This window comes from Mycoplasma sp. 21DD0573, assembly GCF_034863425.1.
In the GTDB taxonomy this organism is placed as follows: Bacteria; Bacillota_I; Bacilli_A; order Mycoplasmatales; family Metamycoplasmataceae; genus Mycoplasmopsis.
In genome coordinates, this window is record NZ_JAYFEZ010000008.1 from 16,515 (window position 1) to 42,090 (window position 25,576).

Annotated in this window: 24 protein-coding genes and 3 tRNA genes; 16 read left to right on the top strand and 11 right to left on the bottom strand. The window is 29.2% G+C overall.

Annotation, left to right across the window (positions count from 1 at the left end):
• Window positions 1–38: 38 nt before the first annotated feature.
• The 9 genes from VBM86_RS01590 (at window position 39) to VBM86_RS01630 (ending at window position 8,632) form a co-directional block, all read left to right on the top strand.
• A complete protein-coding gene (locus VBM86_RS01590) occupies window positions 39–443 on the top strand; it encodes a hypothetical protein (protein WP_323189640.1) in 405 nt (134 codons plus the stop codon).
• Window positions 444–816: 373 nt separating this feature from the next.
• Window positions 817–1,269, top strand: coding sequence for a hypothetical protein (locus tag VBM86_RS01595; protein ID WP_323189641.1), 453 nt, complete (start codon window positions 817–819; stop codon window positions 1,267–1,269).
• A gap of 197 nt (window positions 1,270–1,466) precedes the next feature.
• On the top strand, window positions 1,467–4,280 hold the full coding sequence (secA, locus tag VBM86_RS01600) for a preprotein translocase subunit SecA (protein WP_323189642.1): 2,814 nt from the start codon (window positions 1,467–1,469) through the stop codon (window positions 4,278–4,280).
• 61 nt (window positions 4,281–4,341) lie between these two features.
• Window positions 4,342–4,995: a hypothetical protein gene (locus tag VBM86_RS01605; protein ID WP_323189643.1), complete on the top strand. Its 654-nt coding sequence runs from the start codon at window positions 4,342–4,344 to the stop codon at window positions 4,993–4,995.
• Window positions 4,996–5,180: 185 nt separating this feature from the next.
• On the top strand, window positions 5,181–6,800 hold the full coding sequence (locus VBM86_RS01610; RefSeq protein WP_323176657.1) for an ABC-F family ATP-binding cassette domain-containing protein: 1,620 nt from the start codon (window positions 5,181–5,183) through the stop codon (window positions 6,798–6,800).
• 2 nt (window positions 6,801–6,802) lie between these two features.
• Window positions 6,803–7,483, top strand: coding sequence for a 16S rRNA (uracil(1498)-N(3))-methyltransferase (locus VBM86_RS01615; RefSeq protein ID WP_323189644.1), 681 nt, complete (start codon window positions 6,803–6,805; stop codon window positions 7,481–7,483).
• Window positions 7,484–7,655: 172 nt separating this feature from the next.
• The gene (gene rplM, locus VBM86_RS01620) at window positions 7,656–8,090 is read left to right on the top strand and encodes a 50S ribosomal protein L13 (protein ID WP_257089389.1); all 435 of its coding nucleotides are present in this window, start codon (window positions 7,656–7,658) and stop codon (window positions 8,088–8,090) included.
• A gap of 2 nt (window positions 8,091–8,092) precedes the next feature.
• A complete protein-coding gene (gene rpsI / locus VBM86_RS01625) occupies window positions 8,093–8,491 on the top strand; it encodes a 30S ribosomal protein S9 (protein WP_323176655.1) in 399 nt (132 codons plus the stop codon).
• A 64-nt stretch (window positions 8,492–8,555) separates the two neighbouring features.
• Window positions 8,556–8,632 (top strand) — tRNA-Ile (locus VBM86_RS01630).
• Between the two features lie 170 nt (window positions 8,633–8,802).
• On the opposite strand, the gene VBM86_RS01635 is transcribed toward VBM86_RS01630, so the two are convergent.
• Window positions 8,803–8,878 (bottom strand) — tRNA-Lys (locus tag VBM86_RS01635).
• An 8-nt stretch (window positions 8,879–8,886) separates the two neighbouring features.
• Window positions 8,887–8,972: transfer RNA gene (locus VBM86_RS01640), tRNA-Leu, on the bottom strand.
• A gap of 111 nt (window positions 8,973–9,083) precedes the next feature.
• Here VBM86_RS01640 and VBM86_RS01645 point away from each other — a divergent pair.
• Complete coding sequence (locus tag VBM86_RS01645) at window positions 9,084–10,070, top strand: ribose-phosphate pyrophosphokinase (RefSeq protein WP_323189645.1); 987 nt, start codon at window positions 9,084–9,086, stop codon at window positions 10,068–10,070.
• Window positions 10,057–10,746 carry a 16S rRNA (guanine(527)-N(7))-methyltransferase RsmG gene (gene rsmG / locus VBM86_RS01650; RefSeq protein ID WP_323189646.1) on the top strand — a complete coding sequence of 230 codons (690 nt, stop codon included), beginning with the start codon at window positions 10,057–10,059 and terminating at the stop codon, window positions 10,744–10,746. Before VBM86_RS01645 ends, rsmG begins: the two co-directional genes overlap by 14 nt.
• 120 nt (window positions 10,747–10,866) lie before the next feature.
• On the opposite strand, the gene der is transcribed toward rsmG, so the two are convergent.
• From der to VBM86_RS01670, 4 genes are all read right to left on the bottom strand, one after another.
• Complete coding sequence (gene der, locus VBM86_RS01655) at window positions 10,867–12,177, bottom strand: ribosome biogenesis GTPase Der (RefSeq protein ID WP_323188960.1); 1,311 nt, start codon at window positions 12,175–12,177, stop codon at window positions 10,867–10,869.
• On the bottom strand, window positions 12,170–12,856 hold the full coding sequence (cmk, locus tag VBM86_RS01660) for a (d)CMP kinase (RefSeq protein ID WP_323189647.1): 687 nt from the start codon (window positions 12,854–12,856) through the stop codon (window positions 12,170–12,172). The genes der and cmk overlap by 8 nt, the downstream gene beginning before the upstream one ends.
• A 10-nt stretch (window positions 12,857–12,866) precedes the next feature.
• On the bottom strand, window positions 12,867–13,262 hold the full coding sequence (locus VBM86_RS01665) for a hypothetical protein (RefSeq protein ID WP_323189648.1): 396 nt from the start codon (window positions 13,260–13,262) through the stop codon (window positions 12,867–12,869).
• An 87-nt stretch (window positions 13,263–13,349) separates the two neighbouring features.
• Window positions 13,350–14,129 carry a hypothetical protein gene (locus VBM86_RS01670; RefSeq protein ID WP_323189649.1) on the bottom strand — a complete coding sequence of 260 codons (780 nt, stop codon included), beginning with the start codon at window positions 14,127–14,129 and terminating at the stop codon, window positions 13,350–13,352.
• A gap of 136 nt (window positions 14,130–14,265) precedes the next feature.
• Here VBM86_RS01670 and ftsY point away from each other — a divergent pair, with 136 nt between their 5' ends.
• Together ftsY and VBM86_RS01680 are read left to right on the top strand one after the other, a co-directional pair.
• On the top strand, window positions 14,266–15,315 hold the full coding sequence (gene ftsY / locus VBM86_RS01675; protein ID WP_323189650.1) for a signal recognition particle-docking protein FtsY: 1,050 nt from the start codon (window positions 14,266–14,268) through the stop codon (window positions 15,313–15,315).
• Entirely contained in the window at window positions 15,305–15,535 is a 231-nt protein-coding gene (locus tag VBM86_RS01680; protein WP_257089415.1) for a sigma factor-like helix-turn-helix DNA-binding protein, read from the top strand. Before ftsY ends, VBM86_RS01680 begins: the two co-directional genes overlap by 11 nt.
• Window positions 15,536–16,360: 825 nt before the next feature.
• Here the strand turns inward: VBM86_RS01680 and VBM86_RS01685 are convergent.
• The 5 genes from VBM86_RS01685 to argS all read right to left on the bottom strand — a co-directional run bounded on the left by VBM86_RS01685 (window position 16,361) and on the right by argS (window position 22,563).
• A complete protein-coding gene (locus VBM86_RS01685; RefSeq protein WP_323189651.1) occupies window positions 16,361–18,313 on the bottom strand; it encodes a DNA topoisomerase subunit B in 1,953 nt (650 codons plus the stop codon).
• Window positions 18,314–18,552: 239 nt separating this feature from the next.
• Complete coding sequence (locus tag VBM86_RS01690; RefSeq protein ID WP_323189652.1) at window positions 18,553–19,677, bottom strand: thermonuclease family protein; 1,125 nt, start codon at window positions 19,675–19,677, stop codon at window positions 18,553–18,555.
• Window positions 19,678–19,758: 81 nt separating this feature from the next.
• The gene (gene fba, locus VBM86_RS01695) at window positions 19,759–20,625 is read right to left on the bottom strand and encodes a class II fructose-1,6-bisphosphate aldolase (protein ID WP_323189653.1); all 867 of its coding nucleotides are present in this window, start codon (window positions 20,623–20,625) and stop codon (window positions 19,759–19,761) included.
• 13 nt (window positions 20,626–20,638) lie between these two features.
• A complete protein-coding gene (gene rpoE / locus VBM86_RS01700; protein ID WP_323189654.1) occupies window positions 20,639–20,890 on the bottom strand; it encodes a DNA-directed RNA polymerase subunit delta in 252 nt (83 codons plus the stop codon).
• 17 nt (window positions 20,891–20,907) lie between these two features.
• Window positions 20,908–22,563: an arginine--tRNA ligase gene (gene argS, locus VBM86_RS01705; RefSeq protein ID WP_323189655.1), complete on the bottom strand. Its 1,656-nt coding sequence runs from the start codon at window positions 22,561–22,563 to the stop codon at window positions 20,908–20,910.
• A 164-nt stretch (window positions 22,564–22,727) separates the two neighbouring features.
• Between argS and VBM86_RS01710 the strand changes: the two genes are divergently transcribed.
• From VBM86_RS01710 to VBM86_RS01720, 3 genes are read left to right on the top strand one after another with little or no spacing between them, the layout of a single operon-like run.
• Window positions 22,728–23,960: a class I tRNA ligase family protein gene (locus VBM86_RS01710; protein ID WP_323189656.1), complete on the top strand. Its 1,233-nt coding sequence runs from the start codon at window positions 22,728–22,730 to the stop codon at window positions 23,958–23,960.
• Window positions 23,961–23,967: 7 nt separating this feature from the next.
• Window positions 23,968–24,732 (top strand): 23S rRNA (guanosine(2251)-2'-O)-methyltransferase RlmB, encoded by a 765-nt coding sequence (gene rlmB, locus VBM86_RS01715; protein WP_323189657.1) that lies wholly within the window; start codon window positions 23,968–23,970, stop codon window positions 24,730–24,732.
• Between the two features lie 11 nt (window positions 24,733–24,743).
• Window positions 24,744–25,343, top strand: a complete 600-nt coding sequence (locus VBM86_RS01720; RefSeq protein WP_323189658.1) for a hypothetical protein — start codon at window positions 24,744–24,746, stop codon at window positions 25,341–25,343.
• Window positions 25,344–25,576 lie beyond the last annotated feature (233 nt).

Sequence of the window (25,576 nt, forward strand, 5' to 3'; positions counted from 1 at the left end):
ATAAAAAGAATATTTAATTAATTAAAGGAAAAATAACTATGGAATCAAAATTCTTTTCGCTTGGTTCTACAGCAATTTCATTGGCTTCAGGTGTTGTGGGTTTAGTTGAAACAAGTAAAGACCTAGACGCAAGTTTAAAAAAACAAAATGCTTTATCAGATAGAATTGCTGGATTTTCAAATCAAATGTCAAAAATGGAAACAATTGAGTGAGTTGTAATTGATGAAACGAAATTAGATAAACCATATAATGAATTTGAAAGAGGAGGAAAAAACCGATATTTCTTTAATTTGAAAATAAAGCAAACAAGTCATTTATCACACTTTTTAAATGTGTCTAAAAGAGAATTGGGTATGAATGGATTTATAAAAGTTAAATCAAAAACTCGCGGTCAATATATTAAGAGAATTCCAAATAAAACTAAAGAGGATAATCTAGGTTAATTTATTTATTAATACTAGATAAGTTATGATATTTGCATTGTTATTATTCCTCACAAAACTTTTTCAACCAAGACTGAGACTTGCTGAATATAAGCTTTATGTTGTTATAAGGCTTGTGGATTCAGGTTTTAAATTAAGAGATGAATTATTTGATTATTTGACAATAATTTTTAAAAAGAGATTAAAATTCGAAGTAATCTATGAGAGAATCTTTTATGTTTTAATGTCATTATCAGTTTTGTATTTGATTCCTGCCTGTATTGTATTATTTGCTTTGAACAGGGTTTATGTAAATTTATCCGATTCATTATCTATGTTTTTAGTATCAAATTGTGGTCTTAGTATTGGTTTCCTAGTAAGTAGTAGTATTTTTATGTTTGTATTTAAAAAATATGGAGTAATAAGAGAACGTTGAGAATATTTTCTGAGAGAATTAGAGATATATCGTGATAAATCAAAATCATTACCTGACGATAATTTTTATGATAATAGATTTAAAAATCCTGATCATAAAATGCAATTTCTATTAAATGAAAAAGTGAGATTAAAAACAGTATGATATTCTGTCAAATATAATATAAGTGCATCTGTTTATCCATGAATGCACCTTAGATTAAGTTTCCTAAAGAAATCAAAAACAAGAAAAATGGATATTTATTTAGATCTGTTATTTTGTGATGATGCATTATGAAAATTAGGGAAAATAGAATTAAAACCTGAGATGTTCCATTATGAGTATAGGAGATCTGTGCTTGGCGAGAAAATTAAACTTCCAAAACGAAAATTCACATTAGCAAATAACTACAAACAAGATTATGATTTTTAGTTTAATTTTAGATCTAAAAAACGTTAAAAATAAATGGTGTAAAACTTTATTTTTAACTAAATATTTATACAACAATTATTAACCTGAAAATTACTTTTTCAACACACACATAGTATTAAAAGTCAAAAAGACCTATTCAACTCATAAAAGTTAATAGGTCTTTTTTATTTTATAAATAAAAAAGTATAATTGAACTTATGAAAAGTTGAAAACAATTATTAGACTTCAAAACGTCAGAAATGCGTATTGCTGAGAAAGCTTTAAAGAAAATTAATCAGCTTGAAAGCATAGTTTCTAAGTTTACAGATGAAGAACTTAAATCTAAAACAGAATACTTTAAAAAGCTATTAGAAAAAGGTTATTCATTAGAAGACATTCGTAATGATGCTTTTGCAGTAGCTAGAGAAGCAACAAAGAGGGTTTTAGGTAAAAGACCTTATGATGTTCAAATATTAGGTGGATTACTTTTAGATTTAGGTTCAGTAGCTGAAATGAAAACTGGTGAAGGTAAAACAATTACATCTATTGCTCCAGTTTACTTGAATGCTCTTTTAGGTAAAGGTGCGATTGTATCTACAGTTAACGAATACTTAACTGAACGTGATGCAACTGAAATGGGTGCTGTGTTTAATTTCTTAGGACTTACTGTTGGGATTAATAAAGCACAAATGAATGAGGATGATAAAAGAAGAGCTTATGCAGCTGATATTACTTATTCAGTTCACTCTGAACTTGGGTTCGATTACTTAAGAGATAATATGGTCTCAAATAAGAATAACAAAGTTCAAAGAGGACTTCAGTTCTGTTTAATCGATGAGGTTGACTCAATCTTAATCGATGAAGCTAAAACACCTCTTATCATTTCAGGTGGAGAAAAAGATGATACAGCAGCTTACTTTGCTGCTGACCAATTCGTTAGAACTCTTGGTCCTGAAGATTACATAATTGATGAAGAGTCAAAAGCTGTAGCACTAACACACTCAGGGATCGCTAAAGCTAATGAGTTTTACAAAACTGATGGACTTTATAAAATTGAAAACTCTGAAAATGTTCACTTAATCCAAAACGCATTAAGAGCACATAAAATTATGCGTATTGATGTTGAGTACATTGTCCGTGAAGGAAAAATCGAATTAGTTGATGCATTCACTGGTCGTATAATGGATGGACGTAGCTATTCAGAAGGGCTTCAACAAGCTATCCAAGCTAAAGAAATGGTTGAAGTTGAACCTGAAACAAAAACTTTAGCAACCATTACTTACCAAAACTTTTTCAGAATGTTCAAAAAGCTTTGTGGAATGACCGGTACAGGAAAAACTGAAGAGCAAGAATTCATTGATATCTACAATATGAGAGTTAATGTTGTTCCTACAAATAAACCAATTGCTCGTGTAGATGAACCTGATGCAATTTTTGCAACTGCTAAAGCAAAATGAAATGCAGTTGCTAATAAAATTGAAGAACTTTACAAAAAAGGTCAACCAGTTTTAGTTGGTACTGCTCAAATTGAAGATTCAGAAGTTATTCATAGACTTTTAACACATAGAGCAATTCCTCATAGAGTTTTAAATGCTAAACAAAATGCATCTGAAGCTGAAATTATTTCGCATGCTGGTGAAGTTAAATCAGTTACTATTGCCACAAATATGGCTGGTCGTGGAACTGACATTAAACCTACACCTGAAGCTTTAGAACTTGGTGGATTATACGTTTTAGGAACAGATAAAGCTGAATCAAGAAGAATTGATAACCAGCTAAGAGGACGTTCAGGACGTCAAGGGGATATTGGTACAAGTAAATTCTTTATTTCTATTGAAGATCAATTAATGCAACGTTTTGCAAACTATGAAAGTTTCAGAGATGCTTATTCAAAAGATGGAGACAAAGAAGTTACTAATAAACAACTTAGATTTGCTTTTAATCACGCTCAAAAGAAAATTGAAGGTTTCAACTATGACTCACGTAAATCAGTTTTAAATTATGACGACGTTATTAGACAACAACGTGACTTAATTTATGCGCAACGTGATTTAATCTTATACAGCAGTGACATAGTGTTTATCGTTCAAAGAATGATAGCATCTGCTGCTAGAACTATTGTTAGAAGTGGTGAATATAGATTGCATAATAATGTTTATCATTATGAAGCTCTTGTAGACTTTTTAAATGAAAACATTGGTAAATTCATTAAATTCCACTTTGATATTAATGACATTTCAAAAGTTCACGAAACAGATTTGCCAGAATATATTGCTAACATTATTCTTTCAATTTATCAAGATTGAGAAAAGAATGCAATAGAAAACACTTCAGAAGAAGAGTTAATAAGACACTTAAGAGCACTTATTTTAGGCACATTAGATGAAAAATGACAAAGTCATATCAACTTAATGGACAAATTACGTTCAAACGTTAACTTAGCTCAATATTCACAAAAGAACCCTTACCAAATTTATACAGAGGAAGGGACAAAAGCTTTCTACAAAATGATTGATGATATTGCTTATGGAGTGCTTTTAAAAGTCTTCTCAGACAGAATTGGAATGAAGACATTATTCACAAAACAAATGAAAGCTGATCCAATATTCCAACAAATTCTTTCATCATTCAGAATTGATCCATACAAATCAATTGAAGAGCAAGAAAGAGTTGTTGTTGAAACTTACGAGTTAATTAAGAAAAGAATGGAAGACCTAGAGCAACAAAAGAAAGCTGAGCAAGAAAAATTAGCTCAAACAGCTAGTGAACCAATTGAAGTTCCGGCTGAAAATCAACTACAAAATCAAGAAGTAGTTAGATTAGATGAAAAACCAAAAAAAGTTAAAAAACAAAGTGATAAAACTAATAAAAATATTGCTATAAATCTTGATAATAAACTTTATAATTGTAGTAATATTGCTTATATTAAAGATAATGAACATAAAATTAGTCGTTCAGTAGCTCTTGCACCAAAAAGAAGACAACCACAAAGACCAAGGCTAAATATCAATGTTTATGTAAAACATAAATAAAAATTGTTCAAAATCATAAATTTATTAAATCTAAATAGTTTGAAAATAAAAGGAGATCCTTATGGCACAAGTAGAATTAGAAGTTAAATTAGATGGAAATTGTAAAGTATGTAAATCACCAAGAGTTCAATGTGTTTGTTTCTCATGTCCTTGTTTAGGTGGAAAATACCACGTTGAACAAATGACAATTGTTGAAGAAGTTAAAAACGAAGAAGTATTAGTAGAAGAAACTGTAGTTGAAGAAGAACAACCAGTAGAAGAAAAAGAAACAGTTGTATATTCAGAAGTAAAAGATGAACCTAAAGAAGAATACGTTTACGTTGAATCAGACTTAACACGTGAAGAAAATATTATCGAACCTGTTGGTGGACACAGATGTGGTGGACACTGCTTAGCAAACAGAAACGCTAATATGATTAAAAGAGAAGCAGAAGTTGTTTACAGCTCATCAGCATTAGCTAAAGAAGAATGTGGATGTGAACAAGAAAAACAAACATGCTGTGAAGGTGAATGTAACTGTGAACAAGAAAAACAAACATGCTGCGTAGGTGAATGTAACTGTGAACAAGTTGAAGAAAGAGTAGAAGAAGCAGTTAGAGTATCTACAGAACAAGTAGTTGAAGAAGTTATTGTTAAAAACTACTACACATTACATCCAGTTGCAAACAAATTCAGAGAATACAGTGAAGAAGTTATTACAGAATTCAAAAAATAATTTATCTTTCACATAGCAAATTTGCTATGTGATTTTTATTTTTATGGTATTATTTTTAGGAGCCGACATCGAAGTGAAAACTTAGATGTGTACTGCCTTCAATTTGAAGGTTTTTTTATTCAAAATAATATAAAATATATAAATCATTAATTTATATATTGTTAATTAAAACAAAGGAGCTAAATATGATTGAAGTTCAAAATTTAAGCAAGATTTTTAGTGATAAAAAATTATTTGAAAACGTAAACTTAAAATTCACAGAAGGTAACACTTATGGAATTATCGGTGCTAATGGTGCTGGTAAGTCAACATTTTTAAAAATAGTTGCAGGTGACATTGAACCATCAGGTGGAAATATTGTTATCGAGAAAAATAAACGTATTTCTGTATTAAGTCAGGATCATAATGCATATGATGATTACAATGTTACCGAAGTTGTAATTATGGGGAACACTGATTTATACAAAATAAAAGAAGAAAAAGATGCAATTTACATGAATCCTGATGCAACTGATAAAGATTATGAAAGAGCAGCTGATTTAGAAGAAAAATATGGTATGTTAGGTGGATGAACAGCAGAAAATGATGCGCAAGAACTTTTAAGTAACTTACACATACCTAAAGAAAAATGAGAAGCTCCAATGAGAGAGCTTACAGCTAATCAAAAAATCAAAGTTCTTTTAGCTAAAGCATTATTTGGAAATCCTGATATTTTAATTATGGATGAGCCAACTAACCACTTAGACCTTAGAAGTATTAGATGACTTGAAAACTTCTTGATTGACTATCCTAACGTTGTTATTGTAGTTAGCCACGACAGTGACTTCTTAGATGCTATCTGTACACATATTGTTGACATTGATTACAACGAAGCAAAAATTTACACAGGTAACTATTCATTCTGAAAACAAAGTTCAGAGTTAGCTAGAGAAATGATGAAGCAATCAAATCTTAAAAAAGAAGCACAAATCGAAAAACTTAAAGAATTCATCGCACGTTTCAGTGCTAATGCATCTAAATCAAGACAAGCTACATCACGTAAGAAAGCTCTTGAAAAAATTTCACTTGATGAAATTAAACCTTCAAATAGAAAATATCCATTCGTTCGTTGAGAAATGAACCGTGATCACGGTAAACAAATTTTAAATGTTGAAGGTTTAACATACAAAAATGATAAAGGTGAAACTTTATTTGAAAACGTATCATTCTCACTGAAACCAGGTGAAAAAATGGTTATTGTTGGAGAAGATGACATTGCTAAAACAAAATTATTAGAATGTTTACTTGGAATTAATAAACCAACTTCAGGAACAGTTGAATGAGGACAAACAATTACACCTTCATACTTCCCTAATGAAAATAGTAAATACTTTGATACAGACGAAAACATTCTTGAATGAATTTCTAAGTGACCACTTGAAAATAAAGAAAAAGAAAACAGAGAAAATGATGATGCTAGAATGCGTGGGTTCTTAGGCCGTATGTTATTTAGCAATGATTCAGTATTCAAAAAAGTTAAAGTAACTAGTGGGGGAGAAAAAGCTAGATTAATGTTCTCAAGAATGATGCTTCTTGAATCTAACTTTATTATCTTAGACCAACCATTAGATCACTTAGATGCTGAAAGTATTGACTCAGTTATTGAAGGTGTTAAAAACTTCAAGGGTGGAGCAATTTTCACAACATACAACAGAGCATTTGTTAACCAATGTGCCGATGTTATTTTAGAACTTCAATCACCTACAAAGAGCTTCTTATTCAGAGGTTCTCTTGAAGAATATGAAGAAATTATGCAAGATAACTAATTATGAATAGATTTTTTGTAACAGAGAAAAACAATGACTCTTTTGTTTTATCGAAAGAAACATTAAAACATCTTCAAGTTATCAGAATAGACACAAAACCTTTTATTTGTGTTTATAATGAAAAATTTTATGAATGTGTATTAGATAATAATGCAGCGAAAATAATTAAAAAAATAGAACAAAATCACGAACATAAATACGAAGTTGTTCTTGCAATGGCTGTAATTAAGTTAGATCGTTTTGAATGAGCGCTACAAAAAGCTACAGAACTTGGAGTTACAAAAATAATTCCACTAAAAACTCAATACACAAATCACGACTTGCTTAAATTTAATAAATTTAGCTCCAAATATGAAAGATTTAAAACTATTTTGCAAAATGCAGCTGAGCAATCGTTTAGAAATAAAATTCCAGTTTTAACCGAATTAATGACATTAAAACAAGTGTTAAATCTGTCAATTCAAAATAAATATATAGCGCATGAAAAAATTGATATTTCATCAAACTTACCACAACCAATTGATAGTGATGTTATTTTCTTAGTTGGACCTGAAGGTGGTTTTTCAGATGAAGAAATCAATTTAGCTGCAAAAAATAATGTAAAAGTTGTTTCATTAGGTTCAAGAATTTTAAGAGCAGAAACAGCAGCAATTTTCATGTTATCGCAAATGAAAATTGATTAATAAAATTAATTAAGAAAATATATAAAATACCTAGACTATAGGTCTAAAAAACATAATAAACCATATGTAAAAAAATGAGTATAAAAAAACTTATGTGGTATAATAAATAAGCAATTTATAAATTTATAAACCGAGATAAATTTTTTATTATTAACGTATATAGGAGGATAGCGTGAGACAAACAACAATAGTTAATACTCAACAAGCTAACAAAAAATGATATGTTATTGATGCTGAAGGACAAGTATTAGGGCGTTTAGCTGCTCAAGTTGCATCAATTTTAAGAGGGAAAAACAAACCTACATTTACACCTAACGCAGATATGGGTGACTTTGTTATCATCGTAAATGCAGAAAAAGTAGTTTTAACAGCTAAAAAAGAAGAAAACAAAATTTACTACTCACACTCAGGATACCCAGGTGGATTAAAAAGCATTACAGCAGCAAAATTAAGAGTTAAAAGACCTACAGCTTTAATTGAAAAAGCAGTAAGTGGAATGATTCCTCACACAAAATTAGGAAACAAACAACGTCGTAGTTTATTTGTGTATGCTGGACCAAACCACAAACACGAAGCTCAACAACCAGAAAGATTAGAGGTTAAATAATTATGGCTAAAGAAACAGTTATGTACCGTGGATTAGGAAGAAGAAAATCTTCAGTTGCTCGTGTTAGATTAACACCAGGTAAAGGTAAATTTGTTATTAACAACCGTGATGCTAGAGAATACTTAACATCTGACATTTACTTAAAAGATGCTAACCAACCTTTTGTTTTAACAGATACATTTGGAACATTTGATGTTAGTGTAAACGTAAGTGGTGGTGGTCTTAGTGGTCAAGCAGGTGCTATTAGATTAGGTATTGCACGTGCTTTATTAGAAGCTAACCCTGAATATCGTTCAGCTTTAAAAGTAGCTGGAATGCTTACAAGAGATGCTCGTGCTAAAGAACGTAAAAAACCAGGTTTACGTGCAGCACGTCGTGCAAGACAATTCTCAAAACGTTAATAAAATTAATAATATTTTGTACTTCTGTTTTTATAGTTTTATGCTATAATAGAAGTACATTTATGCGAGCGTAGCTCAGCTGGTTAGAGCACACGACTGATAATCGTGAGGTCGATGGTTCAAGTCCATTCGTTCGCACCATTTCATAAAGATGACCTTATTTTTACCAACTAGAAATAGTTGGTTTTTTCTTGCTCTTTTTTATAAATTAAAGAAATTGATTTTTTACTTATATGACTAGCTCACTACTGTAAAAGTAAAAAAGGAATAAAAAAAGAACCTTTTAAGGTTCCTCGGTCAATTTCTTGAAATGGTACGTCCTAGAGGATTCGAACCTCTGACCCAATGGTTAAAAGCCATTTGCTCTACCTGCTGAGCTAAGGACGCACATTTTTTGGTGCCCAGGACTGGACTTGAACCAGCACGGTATTGCTACCGAGGGATTTTAAGTCCCTTGTGTCTACCATTCCACCACCTGGGCATTTCTTTTTGCTTGAATATTATAACACAGAAAAAATAAAACAAAGTATTTTTTTAATATTTTTATTTAAATAATAAAATAACAAAAGGGGTAAAATATAAATGAGGAAAAATGAATAAAGATCAAACAGTTATTTTTGGTATGCATAATTCAGAAAAATTAGCAAAAAAGATTTCTGAACTTATTAATATACCACTTTCAAAAGCAACAAGAACAGTTTATACTGATGGTGAAGCCATGTGAGTAGCTGAAGAAACTGTTAGAAACAAAGATGTTTACATCATTGCTTCAACGTCAAAGCCTGTAAATGATAATTTAATGGAATTATTGTTATTTATTGACTCACTTAAAAGAGCAAGCGCAGGTTCGATTAATGTATGCTTAAGCTACTATGGATATGCTCGTCAAGATAGAAAAGCATCAGGAAGACAACCAATTGGAGCTAAATTAGTTGCTAATTTACTTCAAGTAGCAGGTGCTACTAGAATGATTTGCGTTGACTTACATAACCCTTCAATTCAAGGGTTCTTTGATATTCCTGTTGATGATTTAAGAGCACAATATCCACTTGCATTAGCATTGAGAAAACTTAATACATCATTCACAGTTGTATCTCCAGACCACGGTGGAACTGTAAGAGCTAGAAAACTTGCTGAATTAATAGCAAACACAATTAAAATTACAATTATCGACAAGAGAAGAAATGCTGATAATCAAACTGAAGTAATGGGTATTATCGGTGATATCAAAGATCAAAATGCAGTTATTGTGGACGATATTATTGATACAGGTGGAACAATTAAAAAAGCAGCACAAACATTAAAAGATAATGGTGCTAATAAAATTATTGTTGTTGCAACACACGGTGTGTTTTCAAAAGGGTTTGATATTTTCGAAAACGACCCTAACATTGAAAAAGTTATTGTTACAGACAGTATTGATAACTCTGAGTTACTAGAAAAATACTCAAAATTACAAATTGTTTCATTAGGTGAATTTATAGGAAAAGTGATTAATGCATCTCTAAATGGTGGAAGCATTACAAATGTATACGCAGAAATAAAGGAACAAATAAATAATTACAATGATGAGAAGTAAAGAACTTGTTAGAGAATTATGCATTAAAAATAACTGAGATTTTAGCTTATTTGAAGCTTATGTTAATCTAATTGAAGAGAAAAACAAAGTTATGAATTTAACTGGTTTTTCAGATGAAAGACTTTGAAATGAAGGTATTTACGAATCTTTAGTATTTATGATTGAAATCACTAAAGACTTACAAAGTGGAACTATTTTAGACATTGGAGCTGGAGCAGGTTTCCCATCAATTCCATATGTGTTAACAAAACCTAAAAACAAAGTAGTTATATATGAACCACTTTTAAAAAGAGTAAACTTCTTAAACGAAGTTATTGAGAAGTTAAACTTATCAGATTATGTATCTGTTTACAAATATAGAGCTGAAGATGTAAATGAAACTAATCAATTTGATGTTGTTACAGCAAGAGCTGTAGCAACTGTAAAAGCTTTAAGTATGGCCGCTTTACACTTAGTTAAAATTAATGGTTCGTTATCTTTATTAAAAGGTAAAAAAGCTAACGAAGAACTTAATGATGCAAAGAGCGTTTTAAAAGATGTTAAAGTTCAATATTTAGTAAAACCTTTTATTGATGAGAATATTGATAGAGAAAATTACATTGTCTCAATTAAGAAATTAGAAAATACACCAAAAAGATTTCCTTATTTATGAAAGGATATTAAGAAGGCTAATTAATTTATTCAAAGATAGCATTAGGCTATCTTTTTTATTTTAATTTTATTTTTCATGTTGTTAAGAGAGTTTTATGTTTCGATAAAAAATGCATATGATCGAAATCATATGCATGGTTTTTAATTATTCAATAGCATCTTTCTTGTTTTTGAAGTTCATTTTAATAGGGCAACCTCTAAAATCAAATGTTTGACGCAATTGATTTTCAAGGAATCTTTGATATGAGAAGTGTAAGTATTTTTTATTGTTAACAAAGAAAGTGAATGTAGGAATTTTTGCTTTTTCTTGTCTTGCAAAGTAGATATTTAATCTACCACCATTGAATGGAATAGCAGGTTGAATAATTTGAGTCTCTAAGATCAAGTTTGATAATAATGATGGTTTGATTTGACGTTCTAAGTTTGTTCTAACTAAGTTAATTGTGTCATAAAGTTTGTTTAATCTTTGATTGTATTTAGCTGAAATAAATACAAAAGGAACTCATGGAACAAAGTGGAATTTGTTTCTAAGTCTTTTTTCATATTCAGCCATTGTGTTTGTTTCTTTTTCGATTAAGTCTCACTTGTTAATTACAATGATAACTGGTTTTTCATTATCTAATGCATAACCGATAATTCTTGAATCAAAGTGTGAAACTTCTTCTTGTGAAGCATCAATAACAATAAGTGATAAATCAGCTTCTGAAAGTGAGTTCATAGCACGCATAAGTGCATAGTGATCAACTGATTCAACTAATTTTGACTTCTTAGTTATACCGGCAGTATCAATAACATTGTATGTTTTTCCATCAATATCAATTAATGATGTAACTGAATCACGAGTTGTACCGGCAATATCTGAAACAATTGAACGCTCCTCTTTAGCTAAATTGTTTAAAAGTGAAGATTTACCTGCGTTAGGTTTTCCGATAATAGCTAAATTAAATGCATCGATTTCTTCAGGGTCTGAATAATCTAAAACTTCAATACATTTAGTTAAAACATCCCCAATCCCTTCTCCGTGAAGAGCTGAAATTGGATAAATGTGATCAACTCCTAAACTATATCAAGAGTAATCAAATTGTTGTGTGTCTTCAAGTTTGTTAGCTACAGCAATGATTGGTTTTTTAGATCTACGTAAAATGTTCATAATGAATAAATCATCATTTGTAATTTCACTAGTTCCATCAAATAAGAAGATGATTGCATCAGCTTCTTCAATAGCGATTTTAGCTTGGATTTGAATTTGTTCTTGGAATGGTCTGTTTTCAATTTCAATTCCACCAGTGTCAATTATTTTAATTTCGTGACCAGTTCAAACAATACGTTCGTAAAGTCTGTCACGTGTAACACCAGGTTGATCGTGCACAATAGAAACTTTTCTTCCTACAAGCTTATTGAAAAAAGTACTTTTCCCTACATTTGGTTTCCCTACAATTGCAACTGTATTACGCATTTTGTTCCTTCTTTGCTTTTAATTTTTGGTTAACAATATCAATAATTTTGTTTTCAACTTCTTGAGTTGTTAGTTCAGTACAATCAATATAAATAGCATCTTCTGTTTTATGTAATGGATCAACTTCTCTATGGATATCTTGTTGATCACGTAATTCAACTTCTTTTAGAACCTCTTGGTAGTTTGTGTTGTAACCTAATATTTTGTTTTGTTCATATCTTCTTTGCGCTCTGATTTCTGGTGTAGCTCATAAGAAAATTTTAACTTCAGCGTGAGGTAGAATTCTGAAAGTTGTATCTCTTCCATCAATGATGTAACCCTTGTGTCTTAAAGTCATATGTTGAATAAATTTAACAACAAATGCTCTAACTTCAGGAATTTTAGCCACAGTAGGAGTAACTTTTGAAATATAGTCAGCTCTAATTTTGAGTGAGATATCATTTCCATCTAGTAAAGTTATATCGTTAGGTAATAACTCAATGTTGATTGTTTCAAGAGATTTAATTACACCTGCTGTATCAGTTGTTAAAATATTGTGTTCAAGAGCATTTAATGTGATTGCTCTATAAACTGAACCACTGTTAATAAAAGTGTAATCTAATCTTTGAGCAAGATTTTTAGAAACAGTTGATTTACCGACACCGTTTGGACCATCAATAGCTATATTAACTTTTCTCATATTTACCTCTTTAAAGTTTTATTTTATTTTTATTGATTTTTGTACTTTTTGTATCTTCCTGTTTATTGTTCTCTGGATAAAGAGAATTTAGGACATATTTTAATTCAGGTAGATTATTATCGAAAATTACATAATCATCCATGAAGTCAATTGATTTGATTTCAAGATTTAATTCAAGCTTATTTAATTGCTCTTTGATTTTTAAGATTTGTTCATGAGGTTTATACAAATCTGATTTAGGTATTGTTTTAGTGTTTGAAATGGTGTTGATGTATTTTGGGATAAAAACAGAAGTGTTTGAAAATGTTTTATACAACCATTCATATTCTTTTTTCAATTCTTCATCATCATTTATTGCAAGAATTTTCATTCTTTTAAATAATTTAGTTTCTCTATCAACACTCATTTTTACGTACCTCTTTAAATTCCTTTTTATTTTAGCATAATAAATTAATAATATTAATTTATTACAAAAAAAGAGCATTTAAGCTCTTTATGCAAACTTTTTAAGTACTATTTCCTCAAATAATTTTTCATCAATTTTGTTAATAACTGACACTTCTTTTTGTGCTGATTTAAGCACAAAAAGGATATATTCTTTGTTATTGCTAAAATGTGAAGCTAACAATGTATCTTCTGTAAAAGTCACTTCATTTTGTTCATAAACTTTATTAACATACGGTGATTGCGAAATAAAGAAAATTGATTGATCTACAATTTTGCTTAAAAACATTTTTGTTCCAAATTTCTTGAAAAACAACATATTCCCAACTTGATCCCTGAATGTTACAGGTATGTTTCTTGAATATTTGTTTGCTCTTGTGAATGAACCAAGAATGTTAATGTCATATTTTTCGATATCAAATTCATCAAATTCTTTCTTAGAAATTTGAATTCTTGATTTTTGAACAAATACAATCACAATAATCATAAATGAAATTAAAACTGCAAGCATAACACAAGATAAATAGAATACTATTGATGAAACTGAAATTGCACTGAATGAAAGTGTGACTGTTTCGGCTATTTTTGTTTTTTCATTAACTTGCGAACCAATTAATTTAATTACTTCTGTAGCATTTAAAACAAATAAAATTAAGCTAATTGCAAAGAAGCCAAATCCAGCTAAAGCTGAATAAATTGATTTCATTTGCATATCTTTGTATGCGAATTTACCCTTAATTAATTTAAGGTAATTGATTAATCTATATGCACAGTAATAAATGATTAAAGTAAGTATTACTTGCATAGCTACCATTACTAAACTACTCATAAAATTATTTTACTATATTTAAATACCTATACCCAATATAAAGCACAAATATATTTTTATTTTTACGACTTGCACACTATGTTTTTAGTTTTATTTAGCTGATGTGATATTTTGATTTATAAAGTAAAATATAGATATGGGATTTTTTAAAAATTTAGTAAATAAGGTTTTCAATAGAAAACCTAAAGATGTTGAACAAGTTCAAGAAGAATTAGACAAAAAAGAGCATAAAAAAATAATCACAAGTGAGAAATTTAAGAAATATGAACAAGGTTTAAATTCTTCTGCATCATTTGGAAAAAAACTTTTAGAGCTACAAAATAGACACGTAAAACTTGATGAAGACTTTTTTGATGAGTTTGAAGAGTTATTGATTATGTCTGATATTAATGCTTCATTAGTTGATGTTATGGTAGAAAGAATTAAACAAGAAATTAGATTAAACAATATTGATGATCCAAAAATGATTGGAGAAATTGTCGCTGATCAAATGTTTACAATTTACACAAATAACTCAGTTGTTAATACAAACCTAAACTATGAAGCTGGTAGATTAAATGTTTTTGTTTTTGTTGGTGTTAATGGATCAGGTAAAACAACTTCTATTGCTAAAATAGCAAACAAATATGTTAAAGAAGGCAAAAAAGTTTTAATAGCTGCTGCTGATACTTTCAGGGCCGGTGCTGTTGATCAATTGGGTGTTTGAGCACAAAGAATTGGTGCAGAAATTGTTAAACCTGCTCACGAAGGAGCTGATCCTTCTAGTGTTGTTTATCATGCAGTTTCTAAAGCTAAAGAAGAAAATTATGATTTATTAATCATCGACACTGCCGGTAGATTGCAAAATAAAGTTAACCTTATGAAAGAGCTTGAAAAAATGATTGGTGTTATTAGAAAATTTGAACCTTCAGCACCACATGAATCATTATTAGTTCTTGATGCAACTACAGGTCAAAATGGATTATCTCAAGCAAGAAACTTCAAAGAAATTGCTAACTTAACTGGGATTATTCTTACTAAAATGGATGGAACATCAAAAGGTGGAATTGTTTTATCAATTAAAGATGAATATGACCTTGATGTTAAATATGTTGGTTTAGGTGAAAAGCTAGATGACTTACAAGAATTTGATCTTGAATTATTTATTTATCAAATGACAAAAGCATTAATTGATAATGAACAATAAGTCGTTAGAAAACGTAATTAAATACACAGAGTTATTTGATAAATATGGTAATTTATTAACTCAAAATCAACAACAAGTTTTTAAGTTATATTATGAGCAAGATTTATCATATGCAGAAGTTGCTGAAGTGATGGCTACAAGTAGACAAGCTGCAACTGATGCAGTTAATAAAGCAATTCATAATTTGCTTAAAATTGAGGAAAAAATGAACAAAATGTAGATGCTTTTTGCATCTTTTTTTGTACAAAAAAACACATCCAACTACCATTAAATTGGATGTGCTAATAGGATATTATATGTATATTTTATGATTGGTTCAAGTGACGACTCTCGAACCAAATTATTTAATTGAAAAATCAATTTTGATAAAGGAGTAATCTATGGAATTACCAAAGAATATTAATATCTACTAATTAATAAAGATAGTTAATATTTTGAAAATTTAAAATTTATATATGACGAACTGTGTGTTTAAATTTACAAAATTACTCAAATAAATATGATTAAAATTTCTTTATTTTAAAGAAGTGTAAATCCAAAATTTACTCTATAAAATAATGATAAAAATAAAAAGTTAAAACAACTAAATATAATATATAACAAAAATATAGTGAATATCTTTATTGATAATAATAAACTTGTATAAAAAACCTAATAATTTTAATGATTAATAATAAATGTCTGTCTATTTTGTGACTGAATAAATTAAATTTTAAAATAATAGAATATTTTTTGATATATAAAAGAATTTCCCTTTTGTTGCGACAATATACTTGTCGCACTTATATCATATTCCTTTTTAGTAAAGAAAATTATGAGCATAAAAATATTTTTTAAAATAATTTTTGACTTTTAGAATAGTGTGTAAGTGATAAAAGTTTTTCCTTATTTTGAGGTTCAAAAAATTTTATATATTCCATTCATGTAATTTTAGGATTTTGTAATTTTTGTTAAGAATTAGTTGCAATAAAGTTTTAAATCTAAGCCTAAATTTTAGTGAACAAAAATGCACATCCAGTTCATTTTTGGATGTGCATTTTTGACATTATAAATCGATATTTTTTACGTATTTTGCATTCTTTTGAATGAATTCTCTTCTCGGTTCAACTCTTTCACCCATTAAGGTTTCAAAAATTGAATCTGATTTATAAATGTCTTCAATTTGCACTTGAAGCATTTTTCTACGTTCAGGATCCATAGTTGTTTCTCATAGTTGTTCAGGATCCATTTCTCCAAGCCCTTTGTAACGTTGAATTGTAATTTTTTGACTTGGGTTTAATGTTGCGATTATTTCATCTTTTTGATTATCGTTGAAAGCGTATTTAACAAATTTATTTTGTTGAATTTTGTATAAAGGAGGTTGAGCTATGTAAATAAATCCATACTCGATTAAAGGTCTAAAGTATCTGTAGAAGAATGTTAATAATAAAGTTCTAATGTGAGCACCATCGACGTCGGCGTCAGTCATAATAACAATCTTGTGGTATCTTAATTTGTTGATGTTAAATGTTTCTCCTCAACCTGTACCAATAGCTGTCATTAATGATGAAATTTCTTCTGAAGAAAGAACTTTTTCTTGACGAGATTTTTCAACGTTAATAATTTTCCCTCTTAATGGCAAGATAGCTTGAGTTTTTCTATCTCTACCCATTTTAGCCGAACCACCAGCTGAGTTCCCTTCGACAATATATAATTCAGAAATTTCAGGATTTTTAGATGTACAGTCAGCTAATTTACCTGGTAATCCACCTGATTCGAAAACATTTTTTCTTCTTGCATTTTCTCTAGCTGCATTAGAAGCTAAACGTCCTTTTTTAGCCATAGATGCAATTTCAATAATTTTCTTAGCATCAGCAGGGTTTTCGTTTAAGAATCTTTCTAAAATTGGACTAAACACTCTGTTAACAGCTTGACGAGCATCTTTTGAACCTAATTTCCCTTTTGTTTGCCCTTCAAATTCTGGATCAGGGTGTTTGATTGAGATAACTGCTGTAACACCTTCGATTAAATCGTCACGAGTAAATTTGTCACTTTCAGATTTAATAACACCTTTTTCAATTGCATAGTTATTAATTAAACGCATTAAAGCATCATAGAAACCAGAAACGTGAGAACCACCTTCATGTGTTGAAATATTGTTTGTATATGAAATAATGTTTCCACGATATAAATCAGATAAGTATTGCATACCGACTTCAACACCAATAACAACATCCTCATCTTTATTATTTTTAACAGCGAATTCTCCATCTGCATAAATAACAGGTGTAACTGGTTTGTAACCGTCGCTTAATTCGTGTACGTAGTCAATAATTCCGTTTTCATATAAGAATTCATAGTGTGTGTTATCTCTGTAGTCAGATACTGAAACATATAAACCTTTGTTAAGGTGTGCAATTTGTTTCGCGTGGTCTAAAATAATTTCTTTATCAAATGGTAATTCTTCCATAACTGAATAGTCAGGATGGAATTGAATTTTTGTTCCTGTTTCATTTGGGTTAGTAAGTTTTTCAATAGCTTCTGTTGACTTAATAGTTTTTCCACCATTAGCGAACTCTGCATAGTATAAGTTTCCGTTTCTTTTAACTCAAGCTTTAAATGAGTCTGATAAAGCATTAACAACACTAGCCCCAACCCCGTGAAGTCCACCAGAAACTTTATATGCATTAGATTCGAATTTACCACCAGCATTAAGCTTTGTTAAAACAACCTCAAGTGCACTAATTCCAAATCTTGCGTGAGTATCAACGGGAATTCCACGACCATTATCTTCAACAATAATTGAGTTATCTTGTGTAATGACAATATCAATTCTATTAGCAAAACCAGCCATAGCTTCATCGACAGAGTTATCTACAATCTCTCAAATTAAGTGGTGTAAACCCGATTTAGATGTTGACCCAATGTACATACCAGGTCTTTTTCTAACGTGTTCTAACCCTTCTAAAAACTGAATATTACTTGCATCATAATTATGCTCTTTTTTAACTTCAGACATCTATACCTCCATGTGGAATGTAAATTTTAATAAATATTACATATTTATTAAAATATTATATAGATTTTTCAGAAAAATAGATTGTTATATTTGTGCAAGTTCGTTTTTACTTTTACAGCTTGTACACTATGATAAAAGTAAAAAAATGTCTATTTTTACTAACTGATATATGCATATCTAATATGCATAATTTAAGATATTCAAACTAGATAAAAAAATCAAGCTTTCGCTTGATCAAATTATCAGTTCTTTCTAGGGTTCTTATAAAATACATCTTCGATTGGGTCAACTCAGAAACCTAATCTATTTTCTTTTGCATAATTTTGAGAATTCTTAATTGTGTGATACATTGTTTGTTCTTCTTCAGTTTCTGCGTAGAATTTTGTATCTGAAGGGTCTAATGTAATGTAAGCAACTCTAGCTAAACCTGATCTAATAAGCTGGTTTCCAAACTCTAAATCAGGATTTTTTCTTTCGTCTGGATATAAGAATACAACTCATCTTCCATAATCATCTTCTTTTAACTTATTAAAGCAGAAGAAGAAACCATGTGATTGAACTTGCTCTACGTAGTATTTTTTAGAAATTTGAGCTCAATAATTTTCTTTTGAAGCTAATTCATCTGAATTTGAACCTTTATCTGTTTCAGGAGTATCGATTCCTCTAGATCTTAATCCTAGACTTTTGCCATTACGACGATTAGTTGATTGAGTTCCTGGTTGAATACCACTAACTAAATTCATATATGCACCATATAATGTGTCGCCATCAACAATTCCTGACATATCAACGACAGCATAGTTTTGTGGTAATGTTTTTTTAATTGTTGTGCTAAAACCTAAACTTGTTTGTAAATTTAATGATGACAAGTAATCCATCTCTTGCTGACTAGCAAAAGCTAAAAATAATTTACTTTTATAAATTTCTAAATTTACATCAATTTTATCAAGTGATTCAATTAAGTTTTGCTCATTTGCATAAGTTTGTCTTAAAAATCTTGATGTTTCAGTTAAATTGTTATATGTTTTTGAACCTAAAAATCATTGGCGTCTAATTTCAGCAGTCATTTCATTAGCACTATCAAAAACTTTTACAACATTTCCTGCTTGAGTTAATAAATCTTGATTAGTACTGTTTGAGTTTATTTTATTTTTGTAGCCGTCAACTAATTCGACCAAATTATTGTCAGTTGAATAATTAGTTTTAACTGTTTCTAGTTTTTGGATAAGTTCACTATTTGCATTATTAATAGGATTTGATGATTCTTTTGGAACATCGTTTTTATTACCACATGAAATAGATAATGTAGTAGCAACTGGTAAAATTGCAAGTGAACTGAATAAAGATAATTTTTTAAATTTCATCTTGTCTCTTTTCTATTTGTATATAAATATAATTTTATTCCTATTTAGAAATAATGTGTATAAAAAAGCATCAAGATGATGCTAAGCTTTATCATTTGATCCGAACTCTAATATTTTTTGTTTAATTACCCTACACATAGCTTCATAACCAGGTTTGTAAAGTTTTCTAGGATCATAATTTTTATCTTCAAGATCTTTGTTGCTAATAATAAATTCTCTAATTGCAGCGTGGTTTGCTAATTGTAAATCGGTGTTGATGTTAATTTTTGTAACACCTAAACTGATTGCTTTTTGGATTTGGTCAAGTGGAATTTCGCTACCACCGTGAAGAACAATTCCTAAACCAGTTTCACTTGATAATTTTTCAAGAACTTCAAAATTAAGACCTTGTCAGTTTTTTGGATATTTACCGTGGATGTTTCCGATTCCTGCTGCTAGAATTGTGATTTTTTCAGCAGCTAATTGTTTAGCTTCTTCAATATCTGCAATTTCGCCGTTTCCAATAACGCCATCTTCTTCACCACCGATTGAGCCAACCTCAGCTTCAACAGTCATATTTTTGCCTTGAGCTAAGTAAACAAGTTTTTGAGTTAATTCTTTATTTTCAGCAAATGGTAGGTGTGAACCATCGAACATAATTGAAGTGAAACCATCTGACTCAATAGCTTTAACACAAGCATCAAATGAACCGTGATCTAAATGAAGAGCTACAGGAATTGAAATTTTTAAGTCCTTAATAAGACCTGAAACTAAACCTGTTACAGTTTCATATCCACCTATATATTTAAGTGCTCCTTCTGAAACTCCTAAAATAACAGGTGAATTCATTTGTTGACATGTTGTAAGAATTGCTTTTGTTCATTCTAAGTTATTAATATTAAAATGAGGAACTGCGTACTTACCTTTTTTAGCTCTCTTGAGCATATCTTTTGCATTAACTAATGACATAAAAACCTACTTATTAGATATTTCTTAATTCTCAGTTTCCGTTTGCAAGTCTGTTGAATCTTTTATCAACTGTTAATAAACGGTATAACTCACCAATTTTTCTTTCTCTAACTTTTTCATATGGTGTGTTCATTGAAACGAATCTGTCTTCTCAGTCATATCTTAACTCGTCTTCAACATTTTCAAAGATTTCCATAAATGCAAATTCGTCTGTTGGACGTGATGATACTAATTCGTATGCGATTTCTAACATTGTTTTGTACATAATAAATTCTCCTTCAATTACATTGATAAAGGTGCAGAAACACCAATTAAGTTAAGTCCAAGAGCTAAAATTGCTTGAACTGATTTGATAAGGTGAGCATATGTCGCTTCATCTTCGTGGCCTAATAATTTAGTTTCAGCATAAAAACTGTTAAATGATTTAGCTAAATTAATTAAGTATTGTGTTAATAAGTTGACTTTTGAAGTTGACACAATTGTTTTAATTAATTCAGGGAATGAGTCTAATTCAATAATAAGTTTTTTAGCTTTGTTTGTAAAGTTAATTTGAGCATTAACTTCTTCTTGTTTTAATCTATTTAATAATGATACAGATCTTGAGTGAGCGTATTGAACTATAAATACAGGGTTATTAACATCAGTTGAGTTAGCTGCATCAATATCAAAATCAAATTTATTATTGATTTCCCTAGTGAGCATCATAAATCTAACTGCATCAGCTGAAGAGTAATCTAAAAGATCTTGCAAAGTAACTGCTGTACCAGCTCTTTTAGACATTTTAAATTCTTCTCCATCTTTGATTAATCTTACTAATTGAATAGTTAATATATCTAAATTGTCTGGATTATAACCTAAGCATTGCATCGCAATTTTCATTCTTTGAATGTATCCTGAATGGTCTGCTCCTCAGATATTAATAAGTTTAGGTGACTTTTGGAACTTAAGTTCGTGATAAGCAATATCAGGTAAGAAATAAGTGTAATTTCCATCGGCTTTGATAAGCACACGGTCTTTATCGTCGCCAAATTCTTTAGTTTTTAAAAATAATGCACCATCTTCTGTGTATGTGTATTTGCTTAATTTTTTAAGAACTGATTCAATTAAACCATCTTCTTTAATTGCTTTTTCAGAAGCAAATGTATCAAATGAAACATTTAATCTACCAAGATCCTCTCTGATTTTATCAAGCATAATATCTTTAGCCACAGTTGATAATTCACTTAATTTAACTTCATCAGCATTTAAGAAATAATCACCATATTTTTCTTTAATTTTTGTGGCACATCAAACTACATCTTGACCTCTGTAGCAATCTTCAGGTAATTGTGCATCAATACCAAATAAGTTTTGATATCTTACATAAACTGAATTTGTAAGTACATTAATTTGATTACCTGCATCATTTACATAATATTCTGCTTCAACATCGTAACCAGCATGTCTTAAAATTCTAATTAAAGAATCTCCATAAGCAGCACCTCTAGCATGACCAACGTGTAAAAATCCTGTTGGATTAGCTGAAACAAATTCAACATTAACATGTTCTTTATTAATAAAGTCAGCTCCATATTTTGTTGGATTTAAGTTAATGTTTTGTACTGTTGATAAAAATAATTGATTACTTAAAACAATATTGATAAATCCAGGTACAGCAATGTCTATTTTTTGGTAGATATTTGAATTTGACATTTTAGTAACCAATTTATTTGCTACTTCAATTGGATTTTTAACAGCACAATGATTTTTTAAAATAAATGCAATATTTGTACTAAAGTCATAAACAACTTGATCGATGTTAATATTGTCAGGAACATTAGGTTGAGTGATATTAAAAACTAAATCTTTCACATTAAGATCCTTATTAACAAAATCTTCATTTTGCAACTTCATAACTGCGTCAATGATGTTTTGTTTTAACTGTTCTTTTAGCGTCATAATCCTCCTTATTTATAGATATATTTTATATATCTATTATATTAAAAAATATTTTTTATATAGCTAGGAAACAACTAGTTTTATGTACCTTATACATAGTTATAAAAGTTAATTTTGCTTATATAAAATGGTAATTAAATATTATTTTTTATTATAATAACAATATGTTAAAAATATATGTATGTGGACCCACAGTTTACAATGATGTTCATATAGGAAATATGAGACCGATTGTAACTATGGACTTAATTTTAAAAGCTGCAAAACAACTAGGAATTGAATATAAATTTGTTCATAATATTACTGATATTGATGACAAAATTATCAAAAAAGCCCAAGAGCAATGTGTTTCAGAAACTCAAGTATCGGAAAAGTATGGCAATTTATATTTAGATTTACTTAAACAATTCAGTGTTGACACTATAACTGACATTGAATACGTAACTAAAAATATTGATTTAATTGATAACTTCATTAAAAGATTAATTAAATCGAATAATGCATATTTAGATAATGAAGGTAATGTTTGATTTGATGTCATAAAAAACCAAAATGACTATGGTATTGTTTCAAATCAAAAAATTGAAAACATGAAATTTGAAGATAGTGAACTTTCTTCAAATAAAAAATCACCTGCTGATTTTGCTTTATGAAAAAACACAACTGAGGGTGTTAAATACAATGTTTCTTTTGGTGAAGGTAGACCAGGATGACACACAGAATGTGTTGCCTTAATTGAAAAACATTTTGGGGATTCTGGTTTAGATATTCACGGAGGAGGGATGGACTTAACATTCCCACACCATGAAAATGAAAATATTCAATTCTATGCTTTAAATCAAAAACAGCTTTCGAATAAATGATTAAGAACAGGTCAAATTAATTTAAATGGAATTAAGATGTCAAAGTCATTACAAAACGTAATTTTAGCTTCTGACTTTCTTAAAAATTATTCAGCTGACTATTTTAAAATGATTTTATTATTAAACTCATTTACAGGTTTGATTAATATTGATGAGAATTTAATTAATAATGTTGAAGTGATTTTCAAGAAAATTAGCAAAATTTACTTCTTAAATGCACTATTAAACAAACAAAACGATTCACAAATTAACAATGAATTAGCTAAAGAAGCATTCACATATATTTTTGAACAGAGGTTTTCTGACTTTAATAAACTTATTAATGATCTAATTAAAAATATTAATAAAGACAAAAACACCTTGGACATAGCTACATTAGTATATATTTTTAATAAGTTAGGTTTTGAATTTAATAAATTCGATTACAAAAAATATGTTCCAATTTATCAAAAATGACAAGAGTTTTTAGCTCAAAAAGATTATCAAAATGCCGACAAATTAAGAAACGAATTGATTGAAAATAATTTAATATAGGGTAAATATGAAAAAATTACACGAAAAACAAAAAAAATATGATATGACCACTAAAAAAGTGGGAGAATTAATTGTGTATGGGAAAAATTCTGTTATTGACTGTGTCAATAATAAATTAGATATTTCTGAAATACACATAACTGATGAAGGAAGTTTAAAGTACTTTAAAGACGATAACACTTTAAGGGGTATAAAAATTGTTATCACTAATAAGAAAACTTTAGATGAAGAAACAAAAGAAAACCATCAAGGTTTTAAAGCAATCTTAAAATCTGTTAATTACAAGGGACTTGACGATTTAGAAAGATTGCATAAGGATAATTCGCCAATTCTTGTGTTGGATAAAATTCAAGATCCACATAACTTTGGTGCAATTATAAGAACAGCAAATGCCGGGGGAATTAAACATATTATTTTCCCTAAAGATAATGCAGCTGTAATTAATTCAACTGTATTAAAGGTTTCATCAGGTGGATTTGTAAATATGAATTTTTACAGAGTTAATAGTCTTAATGCAACCTTAACTCAACTCAAAAAAAGAGGTTATTGAGTTTATTCGACTGTATTAGATGAAAAAGCTCTCCCATACACAACAGTGGAATACGACAGACCTACAATTTTAGTTGTAGGTAACGAAGGCGATGGAGTATCAAAAAGCGTGCTTTCAGTCACTGATCAAACAATCTATATTCCACAAAGGGGGAATGTGCAATCTTTAAATGTATCAGTAGCAACAGGTATTATTGTGTTCGATGCATTAACTAAATGATAAGAAAATATCATTTGAACGATAAGTTTCTCTCTGAATTTTTGAAACTCGAAAATGACAAGTATTATTCAGTTTCAAAAATCATTTCTGCTTTCAGTATACAGCACAGTAAGTCAATAGATGTTTTGTCTAGAAAAATTAGTTGAGTCTTTGGTAAGGTATCTATTGATCCAGCAGAAATTAAAAATGTTATACTTCATGAATTTTTAGGAATTTTTCTAGAAGTTTCTTCAGAAGTTTTTTGTATGGATTTTAAATCATATTCTCATTTCGAATCATTCATTTGAAATAAATTAAAGTTAAAGACTCTGAATTTCTTCCACTCAGAAATTAACTCTCAATATATTTTTGATGATGGTATTGCTAACAAAAGGGTAAATTTACAAAAAATTCTAATAGACATGGAAAATAGTGTAGTTGATAACTCACATAGTCCAAAACAACTTGATTATCAAATTAAAACTCAAAAAATGCACTCAAAAAATCATTTTTTAAATAGTAGTTATAAAAAGAAACACTCAGTTATGAAAACAACAGATTTAAATGTTGGTTCATCAATTGATATTGACATTATTTGTTCGAACAACCTTATTACTACATTGATATCAAGTTAAATAGAGCTTATGTTAACTTATATGTCCAAATTTTTAATTCTTCTTTCTCATATATATTTATCGTATATTTACATAAGTTTAGGTAATTTTTTTATGGTATAAAACGCAGTAGATTTTTCAAATTATTTTGTGTTGATTTTAAAAATCTCTTTAATTTGTAACATTTTTTTATAAACAAGCTATATTTTGCTTGTTGCTCCATTATTTTTTATATTTTTGAGACAAATCGTTTT